The organism is Bacillus xiapuensis (genome assembly GCF_002797355.1).
Taxonomy (GTDB): Bacteria; Bacillota; Bacilli; order Bacillales; family Domibacillaceae; genus Bacillus_CE; species Bacillus_CE xiapuensis.
The window spans coordinates 1,877,336-1,895,369 of the sequence record NZ_KZ454939.1 but is presented as its reverse complement, the minus strand read 5'-3'; the positions used below and the strand labels follow the sequence as shown (position 1 = coordinate 1,895,369).

At 43.0% G+C, this 18,034-nt stretch carries 20 protein-coding genes and 1 tRNA gene; 13 read left to right on the top strand and 8 right to left on the bottom strand.

Annotated features, from left to right (window positions below; all coding sequences use genetic code 11):
• The first annotated feature begins 42 nt into the window (after nt 1–42).
• On the top strand, nt 43–897 hold the full coding sequence (gene pstA / locus CEF20_RS09455; RefSeq protein WP_100332069.1) for a phosphate ABC transporter permease PstA: 855 nt from the start codon (nt 43–45) through the stop codon (nt 895–897).
• A gap of 34 nt (nt 898–931) precedes the next feature.
• Nucleotides 932–1,738, top strand: a complete 807-nt coding sequence (gene pstB, locus CEF20_RS09450) for a phosphate ABC transporter ATP-binding protein PstB (RefSeq protein ID WP_100331571.1) — start codon at nt 932–934, stop codon at nt 1,736–1,738.
• A 191-nt stretch (nt 1,739–1,929) separates the two neighbouring features.
• Here pstB and CEF20_RS09445 read toward each other — a convergent pair whose 3' ends face one another.
• Together CEF20_RS09445 and CEF20_RS09440 are read right to left on the bottom strand one after the other, a co-directional pair.
• Nucleotides 1,930–2,394 carry an endolytic transglycosylase MltG gene (locus CEF20_RS09445; RefSeq protein WP_100331570.1) on the bottom strand — a complete coding sequence of 155 codons (465 nt, stop codon included), beginning with the start codon at nt 2,392–2,394 and terminating at the stop codon, nt 1,930–1,932.
• A complete protein-coding gene (locus tag CEF20_RS09440) occupies nt 2,387–2,776 on the bottom strand; it encodes a hypothetical protein (protein ID WP_100331569.1) in 390 nt (129 codons plus the stop codon). The genes CEF20_RS09445 and CEF20_RS09440 overlap by 8 nt, the downstream gene beginning before the upstream one ends.
• 188 nt (nt 2,777–2,964) lie before the next feature.
• On the opposite strand from CEF20_RS09440, the gene CEF20_RS09435 reads away from it, so the two are divergent.
• The 9 genes from CEF20_RS09435 (at nt 2,965) to CEF20_RS09395 (ending at nt 12,515) form a co-directional block, all read left to right on the top strand.
• A complete protein-coding gene (locus CEF20_RS09435; RefSeq protein WP_157796241.1) occupies nt 2,965–3,621 on the top strand; it encodes a DUF4912 domain-containing protein in 657 nt (218 codons plus the stop codon).
• Nucleotides 3,614–5,947, top strand: coding sequence for a glycosyltransferase (locus CEF20_RS16615; protein WP_198508484.1), 2,334 nt, complete (start codon nt 3,614–3,616; stop codon nt 5,945–5,947). The genes CEF20_RS09435 and CEF20_RS16615 overlap by 8 nt, the downstream gene beginning before the upstream one ends.
• A complete protein-coding gene (locus CEF20_RS09425) occupies nt 5,944–6,801 on the top strand; it encodes a nucleotidyltransferase family protein (RefSeq protein WP_100331567.1) in 858 nt (285 codons plus the stop codon). Before CEF20_RS16615 ends, CEF20_RS09425 begins: the two co-directional genes overlap by 4 nt.
• 93 nt (nt 6,802–6,894) lie before the next feature.
• Entirely contained in the window at nt 6,895–7,044 is a 150-nt protein-coding gene (gene rpmG / locus CEF20_RS09420) for a 50S ribosomal protein L33 (RefSeq protein ID WP_100331566.1), read from the top strand.
• A 68-nt stretch (nt 7,045–7,112) separates the two neighbouring features.
• On the top strand, nt 7,113–7,691 hold the full coding sequence (locus tag CEF20_RS09415) for a 5-formyltetrahydrofolate cyclo-ligase (RefSeq protein ID WP_100331565.1): 579 nt from the start codon (nt 7,113–7,115) through the stop codon (nt 7,689–7,691).
• 88 nt (nt 7,692–7,779) lie between these two features.
• The gene (locus CEF20_RS09410; RefSeq protein ID WP_232713420.1) at nt 7,780–8,973 is read left to right on the top strand and encodes a rhomboid family intramembrane serine protease; all 1,194 of its coding nucleotides are present in this window, start codon (nt 7,780–7,782) and stop codon (nt 8,971–8,973) included.
• A gap of 37 nt (nt 8,974–9,010) precedes the next feature.
• Nucleotides 9,011–9,217 (top strand): YqgQ family protein, encoded by a 207-nt coding sequence (locus CEF20_RS09405; RefSeq protein WP_100331564.1) that lies wholly within the window; start codon nt 9,011–9,013, stop codon nt 9,215–9,217.
• Nucleotides 9,218–9,222: 5 nt separating this feature from the next.
• Nucleotides 9,223–10,197 carry an ROK family glucokinase gene (locus tag CEF20_RS09400; protein WP_100331563.1) on the top strand — a complete coding sequence of 325 codons (975 nt, stop codon included), beginning with the start codon at nt 9,223–9,225 and terminating at the stop codon, nt 10,195–10,197.
• 440 nt (nt 10,198–10,637) lie between these two features.
• Nucleotides 10,638–12,515, top strand: coding sequence for an LTA synthase family protein (locus CEF20_RS09395; protein ID WP_100331562.1), 1,878 nt, complete (start codon nt 10,638–10,640; stop codon nt 12,513–12,515).
• Between the two features lie 292 nt (nt 12,516–12,807).
• Here the strand turns inward: CEF20_RS09395 and CEF20_RS09390 are convergent, their stop codons facing one another.
• Nucleotides 12,808–13,080 (bottom strand): hypothetical protein, encoded by a 273-nt coding sequence (locus CEF20_RS09390; RefSeq protein WP_232713418.1) that lies wholly within the window; start codon nt 13,078–13,080, stop codon nt 12,808–12,810.
• Nucleotides 13,081–13,668: 588 nt separating this feature from the next.
• On the opposite strand from CEF20_RS09390, the gene CEF20_RS09380 reads away from it, so the two are divergent.
• A complete protein-coding gene (locus CEF20_RS09380) occupies nt 13,669–14,562 on the top strand; it encodes a M14 family metallopeptidase (RefSeq protein ID WP_100331561.1) in 894 nt (297 codons plus the stop codon).
• A 171-nt stretch (nt 14,563–14,733) separates the two neighbouring features.
• Here CEF20_RS09380 and CEF20_RS09375 read toward each other — a convergent pair whose 3' ends face one another.
• Nucleotides 14,734–14,934, bottom strand: a complete 201-nt coding sequence (locus CEF20_RS09375) for a DUF2759 domain-containing protein (protein ID WP_232713416.1) — start codon at nt 14,932–14,934, stop codon at nt 14,734–14,736.
• Nucleotides 14,935–15,096: 162 nt separating this feature from the next.
• On the opposite strand from CEF20_RS09375, the gene CEF20_RS09370 reads away from it, so the two are divergent.
• Nucleotides 15,097–15,729: an MBL fold metallo-hydrolase gene (locus CEF20_RS09370; RefSeq protein WP_100331559.1), complete on the top strand. Its 633-nt coding sequence runs from the start codon at nt 15,097–15,099 to the stop codon at nt 15,727–15,729.
• An 80-nt stretch (nt 15,730–15,809) separates the two neighbouring features.
• Here CEF20_RS09370 and CEF20_RS09365 read toward each other — a convergent pair whose 3' ends face one another.
• The 4 genes from CEF20_RS09365 to CEF20_RS09350 all read right to left on the bottom strand — a co-directional run bounded on the left by CEF20_RS09365 (nt 15,810) and on the right by CEF20_RS09350 (nt 17,696).
• Nucleotides 15,810–16,052 carry a DUF2626 domain-containing protein gene (locus CEF20_RS09365; RefSeq protein ID WP_100331558.1) on the bottom strand — a complete coding sequence of 81 codons (243 nt, stop codon included), beginning with the start codon at nt 16,050–16,052 and terminating at the stop codon, nt 15,810–15,812.
• Between the two features lie 77 nt (nt 16,053–16,129).
• Nucleotides 16,130–16,822, bottom strand: coding sequence for a helix-turn-helix transcriptional regulator (locus CEF20_RS09360; protein ID WP_100331557.1), 693 nt, complete (start codon nt 16,820–16,822; stop codon nt 16,130–16,132).
• Between the two features lie 293 nt (nt 16,823–17,115).
• Nucleotides 17,116–17,187 (bottom strand) — tRNA-Gln (locus tag CEF20_RS09355).
• Between the two features lie 71 nt (nt 17,188–17,258).
• A complete protein-coding gene (locus tag CEF20_RS09350; protein ID WP_100331556.1) occupies nt 17,259–17,696 on the bottom strand; it encodes a YflT domain-containing protein in 438 nt (145 codons plus the stop codon).
• Nucleotides 17,697–18,034 lie beyond the last annotated feature (338 nt).

The window sequence follows — 18,034 nt, the reverse complement described above, 5'->3', positions numbered from 1 at the left end:
GTACAGAATCATAACGCACAAAGCAAGATTAACACCGATGAAATGGTAGGAAAGATTCCTTCCAGATTGTTGAGAAATAACCTTTATAAAGGATTATTTTTAGCCGCCACGATTCTGACGTCGGTCATTTTGATCGTGCTGCTTGTCCGCATCTTTTCGCAAGGCGCTGGGCATTTGTCCTGGGATTTCTTACAGAATTTCGCTTCCAGACGCCCAGAGCAAGCGGGCATTAAAGCAGCGATTGTCGGCACGCTATGGATGATGGCAGTTGTTGTGCCGGTTTCTTTTCTTCTTGGTGTCGGCGCGGCCATTTATCTTGAGGAATATGCGAAGAAAAACTGGATTACCCGCTGGATTCAAATGAACATTTCCAACCTTGCAGGTGTTCCTTCCGTTGTTTTCGGTTTGCTTGGTTTAACGATTTTCGTTCGGTTGTTCTATCTTGGAAACAGTGTTTTGGCGGCTGGTTTAACGATGAGTTTGCTGATTTTGCCCGTCATCATTGTTGCTTCTCAGGAATCAATTCGTGCGGTGCCTAAAGAATTAAGAGAAGCCTCCTACGGTCTCGGTGCAACGAAATGGCAAACGATTTTACGGGTGGTGCTTCCAGCAGCTATCCCGGGTATCTTAACAGGAAGCATTCTTGCTTTTTCAAGGGCTATTGGGGAAACTGCGCCATTAGTCGTTGTGGGAATCCCAACCTTTGTCGCCTTTTTGCCAATGTCGTTTTTGGATCAGTTTTCTGCTTTGCCGATGCAAATCTACAACTGGACCAGCAGACCGCAAGAGGAATTCCATTTGCTTGCAGCTGCAGGCATCATCGTGCTGTTAATCATCTTGATCTTGATGAATTCTGTGGCCGTATGGATTCGAAATCGTTATCAGCAAAGATATTAAGTTCGTAAAGCATCTTCATTTGGAGGGAAAATATATGGCACTAGAGGTAGTGAATAATAAGAAACAAAACAACGGGGCAAACGAAAGACGTGCTGTTTACAGCACCAAAAACTGCAACCTTTGGTACGGGAATCATCATGCATTGAAGAATATTAATTTAGAGATTATGGAAAACGAGGTAACGGCCATTATCGGTCCTTCTGGATGCGGGAAGTCCACTTATGTCAAAACGCTGAACCGCATGGTGGACTTAGTGCCAGACGTGAAAACATCCGGAGTCATTGAATATCGCGGCCGCAATATTTTTGGCAAAGACTTTCTAGTGGAAGAGCTTCGTACGCGTGTGGGAATGGTCTTCCAAAAGCCGAACCCATTTCCAAAATCCATTTTTGAAAACATCGCTTTTGGACTGAGAATTCACGGCATTAAAAATAAAAAAATCATCAGCGAGACGGTGGAGAAGAGCTTGCGCGGTGCCGCTCTTTGGGATGAAGTAAAAGATCGGATTCATGAGCCGGCTTACGGTTTATCCGGTGGACAGCAGCAGCGGCTGTGTATTGCGCGCTGCTTGGCATTGGAACCGGATGTCATTTTAATGGATGAACCGACTTCTGCATTAGACCCGGTATCTACGTTGAAAGTGGAAGAGCTGATCCAAGAATTAAAAGAGCGCTACTCCATTATTATCGTGACGCATAACATGCAGCAGGCGGCGCGTATTTCTGATAAAACTGCGTTCTTCCTCAATGGAGAGGTTATTGAATTTAACGATACAGACGTGATCTTTAATAATCCAGAAGACGCTCGTACAGAAGATTATATTTCAGGCAGATTTGGTTAAGAAGCAAGAAAAGGTTAGCAGCGAGAGAACAGCTGCTAACCTTTTCTATATGATGGTCTGATTTGTTTTGCATCCCGCATTTTTAATTTAAATTCCTTAGGATATTGACTTTCATCCATAAAAAAGCTCCCCTTGATAAACAGGTTTTTATTTTATATCTATCTGCTTAATGGGGAGCATTTCTGTTTATTCTATTTTGTAGTGATTACGATGGCTATTTGTTTTGCGGACATGGAGGGATAAAGTGTATACTTGCCAACTTGCAGCTTTCCTGCATATCCGTTTTTCGTTAAATAATCATTAAATGTATGTTCATCTTTAACGATTCCCGCTTTTTCAAGCAAGGAGCCGATTTCAGAAGAAGTCATGCCTGGCTGAATGTCCAAGGTAAAGGCTTCATTTGTTTGAAGCGTTTTCTCTTGTTTGTTGCTTTTTTTCTCTGGTTTTGGTTCCGCTGCTGCTTGCTGTTTCATATTCATTTGTTGATTTGCTTCTTCCTTCGTATAGACGACGTAGCCATTTTGCTTTAGTTCGGTGATCATTTCTTTATCAGATGGCGCTGACTGTTCATCGTCACGGATCATCGTATACGAGAGCAAAGCAAGGGAAGCGCTCAGCAGACCAGCAGCAAAAGCTCTCGTTGTTTGTTTACTCATGCCATCCTCCCCTTGCTTGATTCATATAAGGCTTTAGAATTTTTTTGACTTGCTCTAGGGAAAGCGAAGACTGCTGCGCGATGCTGTTTAGGTTCGCTCCTTGGTTGTATAAAGAGATGACTTGATTTTTGAGGATGGCGTTTACACTCGGCTGGCTCAAGGGAGTGCTCGTTTTTGCTTCGCTGTTTTCAAACGAATCATCCATCAGAAGCTCTTCTTCCAGGATTTTTATTTTTTTCTTTAATTGATAGGTTTCCTGCAAAAATTGCATAGACAGCTCCTCTACTTCTTTCTCTAATTTAGAATAAGAATCCTTTTGAAAGAAAGAAAAAAGAAAAAGGAGAAGAGCTGCAGAGGCAAGTCCTATAATCAGTTCGTACATATTACATGTTCACCTCACGACATCGATTACTGATCCTATGTTATTTATATCATATTCAGGGCAAATCTACTAGATTTAGGCGTAGAAGCAGTCATTTTCCGACAAAATGCGTTTATTGTAGAACCGGGCGGTCAATGTTACGATTAATAGAAGGAGAATTAAAATGATGCTGAAGCAGGGTGAGAAGGTTGTTAGCAGAGATTATTAAACTAAAAAATGAAGGCAAGTCCTTGCAGAATATTTCGGATTTATTAGGAATATCAATTGGGAAAATCCGATATCAATGGAACAAGTTCCAAAAACACAAAAACGACGTAACAGCAAACAGCGTGTATCCAAGGTTCTCCTATCAGGATGAAGATCTTGAAGGGTTTTCTGCCGGGAAACTGTCACTTGTCCTTGTTTCTAAAGACCGGGTATTTTGTCAGTGGGAGCTGCAAGAATGGTTTGTTCGGGCGATGGGAGAGCTGTTTGATCCAATTGCTGATTTTCAAATATATGACTTGCGTCTGTATGATGTCACAGACATTCTCTTCAATGGCAATAACGCTCACCATACTTACTGTTTCAAGGTTCCTGCAAGCAGCCGGCATTGGTTTATCAAGGGACTAAAAAGAAATCGATCATATGTATGTGAGTTGGGATTCTTCACCTGTCATCATGAGTTTTTTCCTCTACTGCGTTCCCACCCTATTCACACACCATATGAACGTCCAGACCAATACCAGACGATGTTTCCAGCTATGGAAAAGTTTAAAAATCAAGAGACAGAAAGGCCGCTTTGGGTAGAGCACGCGAGTACGTACACTTACTATGAACATTCATTGGAGGAAAAGTATGAGTGACGTTCAAGTTCCTGTTATTATTCAGCCATCTGTTCCCTATCGTCCTTTCCATTTATTTCATAAGGAAGAAGCGCCTTCCTACTTGCAATCCGTTTTAGAGGAATATTTGGGTGTTATACATGTGCTTAGCCAGCTGAAAGCCGGCCAGAAGATTGGAATCGTATTGAATCCGTTAATTGTTAAGTGGCTGGAGTCCGATTCATTTCAAATGTTGGCGGCGGATCTTTTGGCAAAAAGCCAGCCGGAAGCGAATGATCCAGCAAAACAGGCGCTGTTTGAACAATGGAATCATTGGGACGGACAATTGATTCACGCTTTCCGATTCTACATAAGACAAGGAAAGCTGAAGGCTTATCCTTCCGCTATCAGTGACTATCCTCTCACTGTCCTGCAGTCAGCCGCCGCTATGGAGATTCAACTAGAAAAAACCCTCCAAATATGGCAAGCGGCTTTTCAGTCCGCGCCTGAAAGCATATGGCTGCCCCGAGGCGCATATGCTGCTGGAATTGAGCGCATTCTTCAACCGTTCGGAGTGAAATACCTATTTTTATCTCATGAAGTATTTTCAGATGAAGTGCTCAAGAAAGGAGGCATTTGCCAAACTGTCTATGGAATGGGTGTTTGTCCGGTCGCGCAAATTGAAGAAATAGAACAAATGTCCGAATTCCATTTCCCTGTGTTCGCTCAAATAGCTGCGGACCGGCAGGCGTTTTTCAGTCAATTGCTGAACCGCTTGCCTGAGCAGCGGCTAACCAAAAGGACACACATAGAAAGCTGTGTCCACATTCCTTTCAGTTACTTTCATCTGAATAAAGGCGGATGCTTATTGAATGATGAAGCCGCTGAACATTCAGCGGCTGCCTTTCAAATGGAAGAAAAGCTTGCTTTGCTGGAAGAACGGCTCCCCGATGAAGAAAGGTTCTTGAAGGAAGCGCTTATCCAAGAATGGATCCATTATCTGTATGCTATCGCTCATCGCTTGCCGCGTGAGGAGCAGATGAATTGTTGTGATGCCTTCAGCTATATATATGAAGGAATAATTCGTGATGAATGCGATTATGATTATATTGGCCAGCGAAGCAAACGGCTGCTGATAGCTGACGGGCTTTCGCTGCGGGAAAAGCAACGGAACAGCCACTGGTTAAGGCAAGAGAAGAAGGGAGTTCTTATGCTTACTTGGGAGTATCCGCCAAGGATCGTAGGAGGTCTATCGCGGCATGTTCATGATTTGAGCAAAGCCCTTTGCTATCAAGAGGTAGAGGTATATGTAGTAACAGCTGCCTGTCCGGGCCAACCCGCTTACGAGACAGATGAAGGAGTCCATGTTTTTCGAACAGGGCCGCTGCATGCTTGTGAGCCTGATTTTTTAACTTGGATAGCCGATTTAAATGGCTGTTTGCTTCGGAAGGCTGTAGAGATTATCGGAGAGAACAGCATACAGATTATCCATGCGCATGACTGGCTTGTTGGTCATGCAGCGCTCGTTAGCCGCCAGCTGTTCCAAATTCCATTGATCACAACGGTTCATGCGACGGAGTATGGCAGAAACAACGGAATTTTTACAGAGATGCAAACCGCTATTTATCAAAAAGAAAAGAGTCTGTTTGATCAATCCGATAGGCTAATTGTTTGCAGTCAGCCGATGAAGGAGGAAGTGCTCTCCTGGTATTTGGAGGAAGAGAAAGAGATTGATATTATTCCGAACGGGATTAACACGGATGAAATGAAGCTGGAAGAAAAATTAGATCACAAGAAAAAACAGCCTTACATCTTTTCAATCGGCCGCATTGTAAGAGAGAAAGGCTTTCATCTATTAATAGAAGCGGCGGCTTATCTTTCGGGCAAATACGATCTTCAATTTATAATTGCTGGAACAGGCCCGCTGCTTGATCATTTCCGAAAGAAAGTGAAACAAAGAAAGCTAGAAGACGCCGTGCATTTTATCGGTTTTGTTTCTGATGAAGAGAGACGGCGGCTATTTCTGGAATGCGAAGCGGCGGTATTTCCGAGCTTGTATGAACCATTCGGCATTGTGGCACTAGAAGCGATGGCCGCGCAAAAACCGGTCGTCGCTTCCTGCACAGGAGGACTGAAGTCATTTGTGATCCATGAAGAGACTGGCCTGCTGTTTACACCGGGGGATGTTCAAAGTTTACAGAAGCAACTGGAGCGCCTGATGCGCGATCATGAGCTGAAAGAACGAATGGAGCGAAAGGGGTATCGATTGGCCCGCGATGTATATAGCTGGCCGCGAATCAGCAGCCAGACCAAGCGCGTCTACGACCGATCCGTTGTGAAACAAAAGATGGAAGGGGTGTTTATATGAAAGGAGTCATTTTAGCGGGAGGGAAGGGAGAAAGGCTTAAGCCATTTACAAATTCGCTGCCGAAGCCGATGATTCCGCTATTGAACAAACCGCTGCTGGAATATAACCTGGAGCTGCTAAAGAAACAGGGGATTTATGAGGTTATTCTGACCGTTTGCTATAAAAAAGAAACCATCATCGAGTATTTTGGTGACGGCTCCCGCTTTGGCATGCATCTTTCTTATATAGAGGAAAAGGATCCGCTTGGAACGGCAGGAAGCCTGTTCCGTCATAGGGAACTCTTCCAGGAGCCCGCCGTTGTGATCAGCGGCGATTCGCTGACAAATCTTTCACTTGAGCAGGCGATTCGTTTTCATAACGCCAATCAAGCGCTGTTCACTTTGGCGGCCGTTGAGAAGAAGTCGGTGGAGGGACTGGGCATTTGTTTAACGGACGATTCCGGCCGCCTAATCGATTTTTGCGAGAAGCCGTCAAAAGAACATATTTTCAGTTATTTGGTGAATACGGGCATATATATTATTGAGCCTGAATTATTTCAGCGTTATCCATTTTTCGGGAAAGTGGATTTTGCTAAAGAGCTGTTCCCGCTTCTTATGAAAGACCATCAAAGGATTTTCGTTTACCAGACGGATGCTTATTGGCAGGATGTCGGGACTCCATTTCAGTACTGGATGGCCGAAAGACATCTTAGAAAGGGAATACCAGGAGTCAGAACACCAGTCCAGCCGGCTCTCCTTCCAGCCGGCGGCTTTTACTCTCATTTTTTTCAGCGGTTTCATTTGGCGTATACTCTTTCATCTAACTGCCCCTCCGCCCAAAGCCGGCAGCGGCTTTTGAAAACTCATGAACAGTAAAAAAACAGACTGGATTTTACAAAAAAAAAGTGATATTATAGAAAAGTCGTAAAGAAGATACAATTGTATTGGAAAGTTTGGAGGGATAAAAGGATGCGCGTAAATATCACATTAGCATGCACGGAATGCGGTGATCGTAACTATATTTCGAAAAAAAATAAACGTAACAACCCTGATCGTCTTGAACTGAAAAAGTATTGTCCAAGAGAAAAGCGTATGACTACACACCGTGAAACGAAGTAAACAGCAGGATTTTTTTCCTGCTGTTTTTTTGTTCAGTATTGTACGGAAATGGGAAAGGACGGAACGTGATGGATAAAAAAAGAGTGCGCCAGCAAATGAAGAACAAGCTTGGGAAGATCAACAAGCTCGTTTATGAGCAGCTCTCCTTTCAAATAGCCCGGAGATTATTTGCGCTGGAAGAATGGAAAAAAGCCCGCGTAATAGGCATCACAGTGTCCCGTATGCCGGAAGTCGATACTTGGCAGATCATTAAACGGGGATGGGAGGAAGGAAAGCAAATAACGGTGCCGAAATGCAACTCAGCTAATCGAAGCATGACCTTTTATGAACTCATCTCCTTTTGTGAATTGGAAACGGTTTATTTTGGCTTATTTGAACCGGATCCTGCCAAAACCTGCCCAGTCGATGATGCTGACATCGATCTTCTCATCGTACCGGGCTTGGCATTTGATAAGAAAGGATACCGGCTCGGCTTTGGCGGCGGATATTATGACCGCTTTCTGGCCGCGTATACAGGCGCTAGTATATCTCTTGCCTTTTCTCAGCAAATGATTCAGGATCTTCCAGTGGAGAAGCATGATCTGCCGGTTCAAAAGCTGGTAACAGAAGCGGGGCTGGTTCAATGTGAGCCGGCGCGGTGCGAATGAAACAGCTTTTGATCAGGATTAAAGAAAGAATGCAGCGTCCGGGCTTTACAGCTGCTTTTCTCTTTCGTTATAGTAGGAGGGAGAATGTTTGGACAAAGGCAGTGATGAGATGAGTTCTGCAGAAAGCAACCTGTTTTGGAAGCTGACCTATTTTTTAGTCGTGGAACAGGATTATCAAATGATTCGCCTGTTTGAAGATAGACAAGAAATCTTTCTTGAAAACCTTTCAAATAAATCCGCTCAGCTGATTCGCATCATACAGGAGGATCTGACATGGGGGAACCGCCTGCGCCGCGATATTCAGCGGGTTTCAGCACAGGGAGAGAGCGTGCGCAAACAGCTGGGAAAAAGAAATTTAACCGTTTTGAATATTTACCTATCTCCTCATCCCCCAGTAGATGATTACGAACGGCATATGAAAGCTCCTTTTTATTTTCCAAAAGGGAAGCGCACGAAAGTAACCTCCATTTTATATAGTCAGGATCAAACGGTTCAAGCTCGCCATCAGTTGGATCGCTTCTTTCCCGGCAAGCTGGCGCCTGATTTTTTTGAAGCATGCTCAGACGGGGAAGCGGCTGCTTATCAGCGGGCAGTGGTTGCTTACTCCATCAAGAAAAATAAAGAGGATAAGCAGCTGTTTAATTATGCAGCGCCCTTTTTTTCGTATTTGTTTATTGGAATTCAAGTAGCTGTATTCTTATTGATGGAATTGAGCGGGGGAAGCACCAACTATGCGACATTAATTCAATTTGGCGCCAAGTATAATCCGCTCATTTTGGAGGGAGAATGGTGGCGCTTTTTCACTCCGATGTTCTTGCATATTGGTTTATTGCACTTATTAATGAATACGGTTACTCTCTATGTGCTGGGCACGGTTGTTGAGAGAATTTACGGGCGGCTGCGATTTTTGTTTCTTTATATTTTCGCAGGATTTGCAGGAACGCTCGCGAGCTTTTTAACAAATATGAATTTGTCAGCTGGAGCTAGCGGTGCTATATTTGGCTGTTTTGGAGCATTGCTTTATTTCGGTATGATGCACCGCCGGCAGTTTTTTCGAACGATGGGGATGAACGTTATTTTTATCATTATCATTAACCTTGTGTTCGGCTTTACCGTGCCGGGAATTGATAATGCCGGGCATATTGGCGGTTTAATTGGCGGCTTTTTAGCGGCGGGAACCGTTCATCTGCCGAAGCAAGGACGGCGCGGTCAGCAGCTGGCCTTCTTGGCAGCAGCGGTCGGTATAACCGCGGGGGTTCTTTATCTCGGCTTTCATCAATAAGCCGTTTGAAGGAAAGAGCAGAAGGCAGGTGGATAAGTTGAGAACGATTTGGGATGTCCAGCAATTATTGAAACGATTTGGTGTGTTTGTTTATATAGGAGACCGCTTGGCGGATCTGCAGCTGATGGAAGCGGAGCTAAGAGAGCTGCATCATTCCCAATTAGTAGATCCAAAGGAATTTCAAATGGCTCTTTTATTATTGCGTCATGAAATTCAAAAAGAAAAAGACAAAAAAAATAGGTGATAAGCATGGCAGAACAATGGATTGCTGCTGTTGACCTTGGCGGCACAACAACAAAACTCGCTTTTATTACAGAAAGCGGTGATCTAGCGGCTTGCTGGGAAATTCCAACGGACACATCGGACAAAGGAAAGAGAATAATCGCAAATATTGTGAAGTCGATTCACCGCCAGCTTGAACGAATGAATGTGTCCAAGGAGCGCATTATCGGGATCGGAATGGGGGCTCCGGGGCCTATAAGTGATGAGGGCGTGATGCTGACAGCTGTGAACTTAGGATGGGATCCCAATTACCCTATAAAGGAACGGCTGGAAAAAGAAAGTAAGCTTCCGGTTGCCGTAGAAAACGACGCAAAATGTGCCGCTCTCGGCGAGATGTGGAAAGGGGCCGGGGCAGGTGCGCGCGACCTTGTATGCGTCACTCTGGGAACGGGCGTTGGCGGCGGAATCATAGCTAATGGAGAAATTGTAAGAGGAAAAGGCGGTGTGGCCGGTGAAATAGGCCATGTGACCGTCGTTTTAGAAGATGGAGAAAGGTGTAACTGCGGAAAAAGCGGCTGTTTGGAAACGGTGGCCTCTGCTACTGGTCTCGTCAGGCTGGCCAACAAGCAGCTGCAAGCGACAACGGAGGCCTCGGTGCTGCGGGAAAAAAGATCTTTTAATTCACGAGATGTTTTTCAAGCAGCAAATGAAGGAGACAAAGTGGCCAAACAAGTGATCGACCACTGCTGCCGCTATCTCGGCTTAGCTTTATCTTATCTTGGAAATTCCTTGAATCCGGAGAAAATCGTGATTGGCGGGGGAGTTTCGAAGGCCGGGGCGCCTTTGCTTCAATCTATAAGAAGCTATTTTGAAGAATTTGCATTTGAACCTGTGAAAGCTACAACGGCGATCGATCTGGCAGTTCTCGGAAACCAGGCCGGAGTGATTGGAGCCGCCTGGCTGATTAAAAAGAAAATGCTCACTAAACAGTCAAAGGCATAATGTCCGCGGTATTGAAACGGTCTTCCTAAAAAGACAAATCTTTTTAGGAAGACCGTTTCATTTTTAATGCCAAACAGCGGATGTATTCTCTCATTCCCCGCTGCTGAAAAGAAGCACAAAGGCGATTATCACAAAGTCAACGTGCAGGCTTGAATGAGTTGGGCATTTAGATGGCATGATCCCCCTTTTAGTCTTTTGATTCCCGGCTTCAGACGTAAAGAAGAAGTCCTAAGGCATCTTGCATACGGAAGAAAGTCCTATTGCACGTATTGTTTCCTATAAAAAGGTGGAAACCCTCCCCAAACTCCCATTTTATAAAATCTATTTATTGTCTAGTTTGCTTTTTTGTAAAAAAAGTATTAAGATTATCTATGATGTTTTTTACAATTATAAGCGAAAAAGGCAATTTTGATGGAAGGGATGTATAAGGAGGGTATTGAATGAAAGGAACCTTACGCAACAACGTAACATTGATTGCTGTTGCTGTTCTGTTCTTGTGGTTAAAAACCTACATTACTTATAAAACAAGCTTTCAAATGGATATTGAAAATACATTGCAAGAGTTTATACTATTCATCAATCCATTGAGCTTTATCATGCTTGCTTTAGGAGTAAGCTTGCTGTTTAAAAGCGATAAAGCTAGAAATCGTTATGTGCTCATTACAAGCTTTATACTGACAATCTTGCTTTATGCAAATGTAGTATTCTATCGATTTTTCAATGACTTTATTACGATGCCATTGCTTTTCCAAACGAGCAACTTTGCAGATTTAGGCAATAGTGTCACCGAAGAATTTAAGTGGTATGATATCTTTTACTTTGCAGATATCATTTTATTGGCGATCATCTTAAAAGTAAAGCCGAAGTTCATTGCTTTTCGCCCTATGACAAAGATGAATCGCCGCGCTTTCTTTTTAACGGCGATTGCTACGCTGTTTTTGAATCTAGGACTATCTGAAATTGAGCGTCCGCAGCTGCTGACCAGAACATTTGACCGTGAAATGCTAGTAAAGAATATTGGTACATTTAACTATCATGTCTATGATGTGCTGCTGCAATCTAAATCATCTGCACAGCGCGCGCTAGCAGATGGAAGTGAGCTGGCGGATATTAAAAACTACTCAGCTGCTAATTATGCTAAGCCGAAAGATGACTTGTTCGGGGTAGCGAAAGGGAAAAACTTAATTTTAGTGTCTGTGGAATCCACGCAGCAGTTTGTGCTGAACAATAAAGTAAACGGTCAGGAGATCACTCCGTTTATGAATCAATTTGCCAAACAAAGTCTGCAGTTTACTAACTTTTACCATCAAACCGGACAAGGAAAAACGTCTGATGCGGAGTTTCTTGTAGAAAACTCTCTATATCCATTGAGCCGCGGGGCCGTTTTCTTTACGCATTCAGGCAACGAATATAATTCGATGGCTGAGAAGCTGGATCAAAACGGTTACTATTCAAATGCAATGCATGCGAATAACAAAAGCTTTTGGAACCGCGACATTATGTACAAGTCTCTTGGGTATGAGCGCTTTTATGAAGCGGGAGATTACGAAATTAACGATGAGAACAGTGTAAACTGGGGAATGAAGGATCAGCCGTTCTTTGAACAGTCTGTGGAGCATATGAAAAAAATGCCAAAGCCTTTCTATTCCAAAATGATTACTTTAACGAATCATCACCCGTTTTATTATGATGAAGAGGATAAATTCATTGATGAATTCACTTCTAACTCCGGAACATTGAATCGTTATTTCGTCACAGTCCGGTATACGGATGAAGCGTTAAAACGTTTTGTGGAAAAATTAAAAGAAGCCGGTCTGTATGAGAATTCTGTAATTGTCTTATACGGTGACCATTATGGAATATCAGAGAATCATAATGAAGCGATGAGTCAATATTTAGGAAAAGAAGTGACGCCGTTTGTGTCTGCTCAATTGCAGAAGGTGCCGTTTATCGTACATGTGCCGGGCTTAAAAGGCAGAGTGATTGATAGTGTTGGCGGCCAATTAGACATGCGTCCAACTCTTCTTCACTTGCTCGGTATTCAAACGAAGGATGATTTGCAGCTCGGACAAGACTTGTTATCCGAAGATCATAAGAACTTAGCGGTTTTCCGCGATGGACGCTTCGTAACGAAGGATTATGTATACGCTGGCGATAAATGCTGGGATAAAGCGACTGAGCAGCCGACAGATAAGAAATATTGTGCGCCGTACATGAAAAAGGCTGCGACTGAACTGAATTATTCCGACCGAATTATTTACGGTGACTTGCTGCGATTCTATGATCCAGATGCAGCTAAAAAGATAGAGCAAAAATAAAAAGCTGCTATTTTGGGCTAATCAAGTGATTTGAGACAAGAATAAAACACCCTCTTAGGCTGCCATTTGACCAAACTCTATTGGTGTATGGCAGCCTACTTTCTTTTGTATACGCTCTTCATTGTAATGCTTCATCTATTGATCCACCTGCTCAAAAGAGATTGAATGGCACTCTACATATTCAAATTTTCTGATGTAGATAATATATGGTCAATTATATGGTCAATTAAAAAGAGGCAAAGTGCCTCTTTTTAATTGAGTACATGCTCTTCTCCGTTTAGAGTATAGGACTCTAATAATACTTTATTTTTTTTGTATCTTTAAAATAATAATATTTTTTCTCATCATTCTTTATTTGAACAAGCACTAAATAGTTTTTATCCCCGCTTAAATTTGCTATAAACGGTTCCAATGTTAATATATCTTCTTTTTTTACCTGTTCTTCATTGATCAAATAATCTTCCACCGCATTTTTTACCTCATTTTTCTTATAAGCAATGTATCCAAAAATACCAATTAATAAAACCAACAAAATTAAAAGAGTAATTCCTATTTTTTTAACCATCTTATGAGCCACCTTCTTTTATTGAATGTATTTTTTCATAGATTCATGCCTTATCTATATTTTTTAGCTGTTAAACTATGTGCTCATCTCAATCCATTGTTACTCAATGTCCATTATAATGTAATTTTGACATTCCCAGTTCCAATAAGCTAGTATGCTATAGGTATTTTCACTAATTTCTTCGTCATCAACGGTATGAATTAAATTACCGTTTTCAATGTCATTAAGGTTTAATTCCTTATGTGTTTTTTCAAAATTCCACCGTAGGAAATCAAGTGTTTACGATACATACCTTGTTCCCAATCAGCTTCTTTCTTCAAACTTCAGTTATAAATAACTTGCCTGGTGTTTTTTCTTTTCGTCACCACTCAAAGACTTAGCTCAATATCTATGCTTGTATTGCTTTCCAATCGGCTGATTAAATCTGTGGACTTCATTCTCACGGAACCATTCATCCATGTTCTGATTTGAGATACATTGATAATTGGAAAGTTTTTTAGTATGGAATCCTTGAAGAGCAGCCGGAGTCATATCATGGAGCGGCAAATGCATAGATTGAAAGGATGATGTGCAGCAAGGAGGGAAGATATGTCTATTTTAAGTTATAGGCCTTATGATTTCAGAGAGTTATCGGATGATATTGAGGAGTTAAGCCGGTTATATTCTTTTATTCAAACAGAGGAGATTGGAAGGAGTGTAGAAGGGCGGCCGATTTGGGAGATTCGAATTGGGGAAGGTACGAAAAAACTTCATTTTAACGGTTCATTTCATGCGAATGAATGGATCACTTCTTCTGTGCTTGTCTCATTTATTAAAGAATATGCTCAAGCATTGGCAAGCGGCTCAAGCATTGGCTGGGTCCTCGCCAAGAAATTATGGAGCGAGGCATCCTTATCTGTCGTTCCCATGGTTAATCCCGATGGTGTGGAGCTCGTGATCAATGGGCCATCGGCGGCAAACGAACAGCAAGTGAAAGCGATAAATGGTGAGGTTGAGCAATTTGATGGGTGGAAAGCCAATATCCGAGGGGTGGATTTAAACAATCAGTTTCCGGCTAATTGGGACATTGAAAAGGAGAGGAAAGAGCCTAAATCACCGGCTCCCCGCGATTATCCGGGAGAGCGGCCATTAAGTGAGCCAGAAGCGATCGCGATGGCTAAACTGCAGCAGAGAGAGCAATTTGACCTCATGGCAGCTTTTCATACACAAGGAGCGGAATTTTATTGGGGATACGAAGGAAATGAGCCGGAGGAGTCAAGGCTTCTCGCAGAAATATTTGAACGGGTGAGCGGCTATCAAGCGGTTCGCTTTATCGACAGTCATGCCGGCTATAAGGATTGGTTTATTCAGGAGTTTCAGCGTCCGGGATTTACAATTGAGCTGGGGAAAGGGTGCAATCCCCTCCCATTAACCCAGCTGGAGGAGATTTATATCGCCACAAGAAACATATGTATTGCCGCTTTGCTCAATGCCGGCACCTAATGCAAAAGCCCGCTGCTTCCTGAAATTGGCGGGCAAGACCGAACATCTTCAGGAGACCCGCTCACAACGAAAGAACGCGGAGAGAAAACCGAGTTGTTTATCTCTCCGCGTTCTTACTTTAGAGGCTTATAAGCCCAAGCCCCTTTTGTGTTAGCGGCAGCAGCAGGCTATTTAACTGGCGCCAGGATAACCGCTATGAATAAATGTCATGACTGTAAACCAGCCGAATACACCAACCGTTCCCAGACCGAAAAGAATTCCCAAAATGTTCTTGTTCTTTAAAGCGCTTAACGTGCTGAACACGGCAAGGATAGCTACTAGTCCGAAGATAATCACTAAGCCGTTCATTGTCAAACCCCTTTCTTTATCCATTCATCAATAGCAGGATTGATAATGTCTATGTAGAAACAATGCTATTCCTTTCCATTTTATAATTTTTTGAAGTCTTTGTCGAGCTGAAAAATGATCGCTCTTTAAAAACGGGCAAATGATTGGTACGATAAGAGTATCCCAGAGAAAAGGTAGGCTGAAAAGATGAATTGGACTCAATTGCCATTAGGTATATTGCAAACGAATTGTTATGTGCTTGCAAATGATCAGCAGGAGTGCGTTATTTTTGATCCTGGCTCAGATGGAAGAAGGGTGATCGAGTGGTTAAAAGCGAATAGTTTAACTCCTTTAGCTATTTTACTGACGCATGCTCATTTTGATCACATCGGAGCGGTGGATGATGTGCGCAATGCTTTTCGCATTCCGGTTTATTTACACAAGGAAGAAGAAGGATGGATGGAAAATCCGCAATTAAATGGCTCAGCTTTTTTTCGGATGGGAAAGGTTACGCAAAAGCCGGCTGACTATTATCTAACAGATGAAAAAAGCTTGTCAATCGGCGGCTTTCATTTTCGTTTGCTCCATACTCCGGGACATTCTCCAGGGAGCATTTCTTATTATTTTGCAGAAGGAAACGTCGTATTTGCCGGAGATACATTATTTATGGGGAGTATTGGACGAACCGATCTGCATAGAGGAAACCATGATCAGCTGATCGAAAGCATCCATCAGCATCTGCTGACTCTTCCAGAAGAAACCGTCGTTCTTCCTGGACACGGGCCGGCTACTGCTATTGGAGCGGAAATGGAGAGCAACCCATTCTTAAATGGATTCTAATGCAAAGCTAAATGGATTTCTTTTTTGCACACAAAAAAACCGTCCCTAAAATAGTAAGGGGCGGTTGAATAGCGTGCCGTTTATTGGGCCGCTCCCGGAGTCATCATGAATGTTGTCCAGTAGGTGAATCCGGCAAAGAATACAGTTAAATACGCTGCGAACACATAAATGTACATCCGTTCAGTTAATTTTAAATAGCCTAAAAGCAAAAAGAACCCCGTTTGACCTAAGAAAATAAGCGCAGTAATATTCATGTGGCCAAGATAGAACATCACTGAAAAAATCCCAGTCCAAAATGCTAGTACACGGAACATGCGATCCACTATGTATCCCCTCCTTTGTGTAACACTCCATCAATATCCTATTATAATGGAAAGATCATGAAATTGTAAACGTTTGTTTAATCATATTCAATGACGGCATGGTACTTGCATTCTTTACAGCCTTGAGCTAAGTTTTCCTCCATTTCAAATGAAACGCTGTTAAACAGTCCGGTCAAGGCTCCTTCCAGAAATGCCATATGAATCCGGCAAATCAGCTCTCCGTGGTCCTCCAAAGATTCTTTGAAGGGACAATTATGAAGCGAAAAATGAACTTGGATATGATCGCCAGTCTCTTCAACGACGGGGACGGAACCGGTCATAAAGGATAATTCTTGCAAATGCTGGAGTTTCTCATCTCTCGTTAACATTCGCTGGGCGTCCGTTCTTTGCTGAATATTTTTCAATCCAAAAGCACGCCCGGCTTTTTCAGCCGCTTTCACGCCCTCCTGGCCTAAAGAGGAAAGAGCTGCTAAAGAAATGTTGGCAAGAAGCTGGTAATCCCGGTGCGGAAAAGATAATTGAATCGCCTTGTCAGCTGTTCTATAAAGCTTTCCGGGCCGCCCGCCTTTCCCGGATTTGTTTAAGTGTGACTTGATGACCTGGATATCCTCCAGTTTGGAGAGGTGAAGGCGTGCCACATTAGGATGAATGTGGAATTGGGTCGCGATATCTTGGACAGAAAATTCTTTTTGGTGCTGAACCATATACTGATAGATCGAAAAGCGTGTAGAATCAGCCAATGTTGCAGTCAATTTTAATGTTTGTTCCATTTCAATCACCTTTATGTTGGATAGTACCCCTATTATAAACAACTATGAAGATGTTCGAAATGATAAAAGTCATACCTTCTGTGACAATCAAACAATTTATTCGCTTGCAAGATGCCGCAAGACTCCCTCTCAAGTATGGAGTGGGGACCTAAAAGTTTAAGCGGCTGATTCGTCCGGGCTATACGATGCAGGTAATAAAAGCGTGGCAAGAGAATATTGCGATATAGCCTTGGTTCTTTTTACAGCAGCAAAGAGGAAAGATTGAAGGTTCGCTTATCGGCATGTTCAGTAAACTGGACCAGCTGGATTCGAACCAGCGCATGACGGAGTCAAAGTCCGTTGCCTTACCGCTTGGCTATGGTCCATTTAAGATTCCTGTCACTAGTTTCTGCCTATCTCTATAATTTATTCATATAATAGCGGTTCCTTGCTGATATTACGTTTTAGGCTGAAGAAATACTAGGAATTTGCCATTCTGAACATCATCAGAATAACGTTCAGCTTCCTCATCTGGAACACCCATTTCCATAAGGGCATGCTTTAATCCGCCTGCTCCAGAGCTGGCCCCCACGACCGCTCCTCCAATGGTTGTAATAATAGGGCCAGCTGCCAGTAAAGCGCCGAGTCCGGGCACTAATACAGTGGATAGCCCTGCTACCACGCTCGCTATGCCGATGGCCCCTCCAGTTGTAGCTCCGGCAATGGCTCCGTCTTTAGCAGAGGGTTTTGCTTCCTCTGTGATATCAGATGATTCTTTTGCATTTTTGGCGATAACTGAAATTTCTTCAACGGTATAGCCTTTCTTTTTTAAATCTTTTACCGCTTCAGCCGCTTGTTGTTCATTTTCGTATACGCCTATAATATGATCCTTCATTAAATGACCTCCTGTTCGTTTTGGCTATTTATTCTTTACCCGTTCTTTCGTTTTTCTAGACATATTTCATGTCCAGTCATCATTTTAAACACGCTTTGTCCTTTCTGCTCCACTCAGAGATTCATAATGACTCAACCTTATGAATCGAAGTTTGAACAGCTGCCGGATGCACCGATTGAATCGCCTTCGCCATGGCACAGGCGAAATCACTGGCCACTGTTTGAATCTTTCCGGTCATTTCACTAAAGCGGGGAAAATCGCCGTTTGATCACGGCGCGGTACAATCTCTGATACACGGCCGGTCTCCGCATTTCACACTTGGCGCATAAATGTCTTTT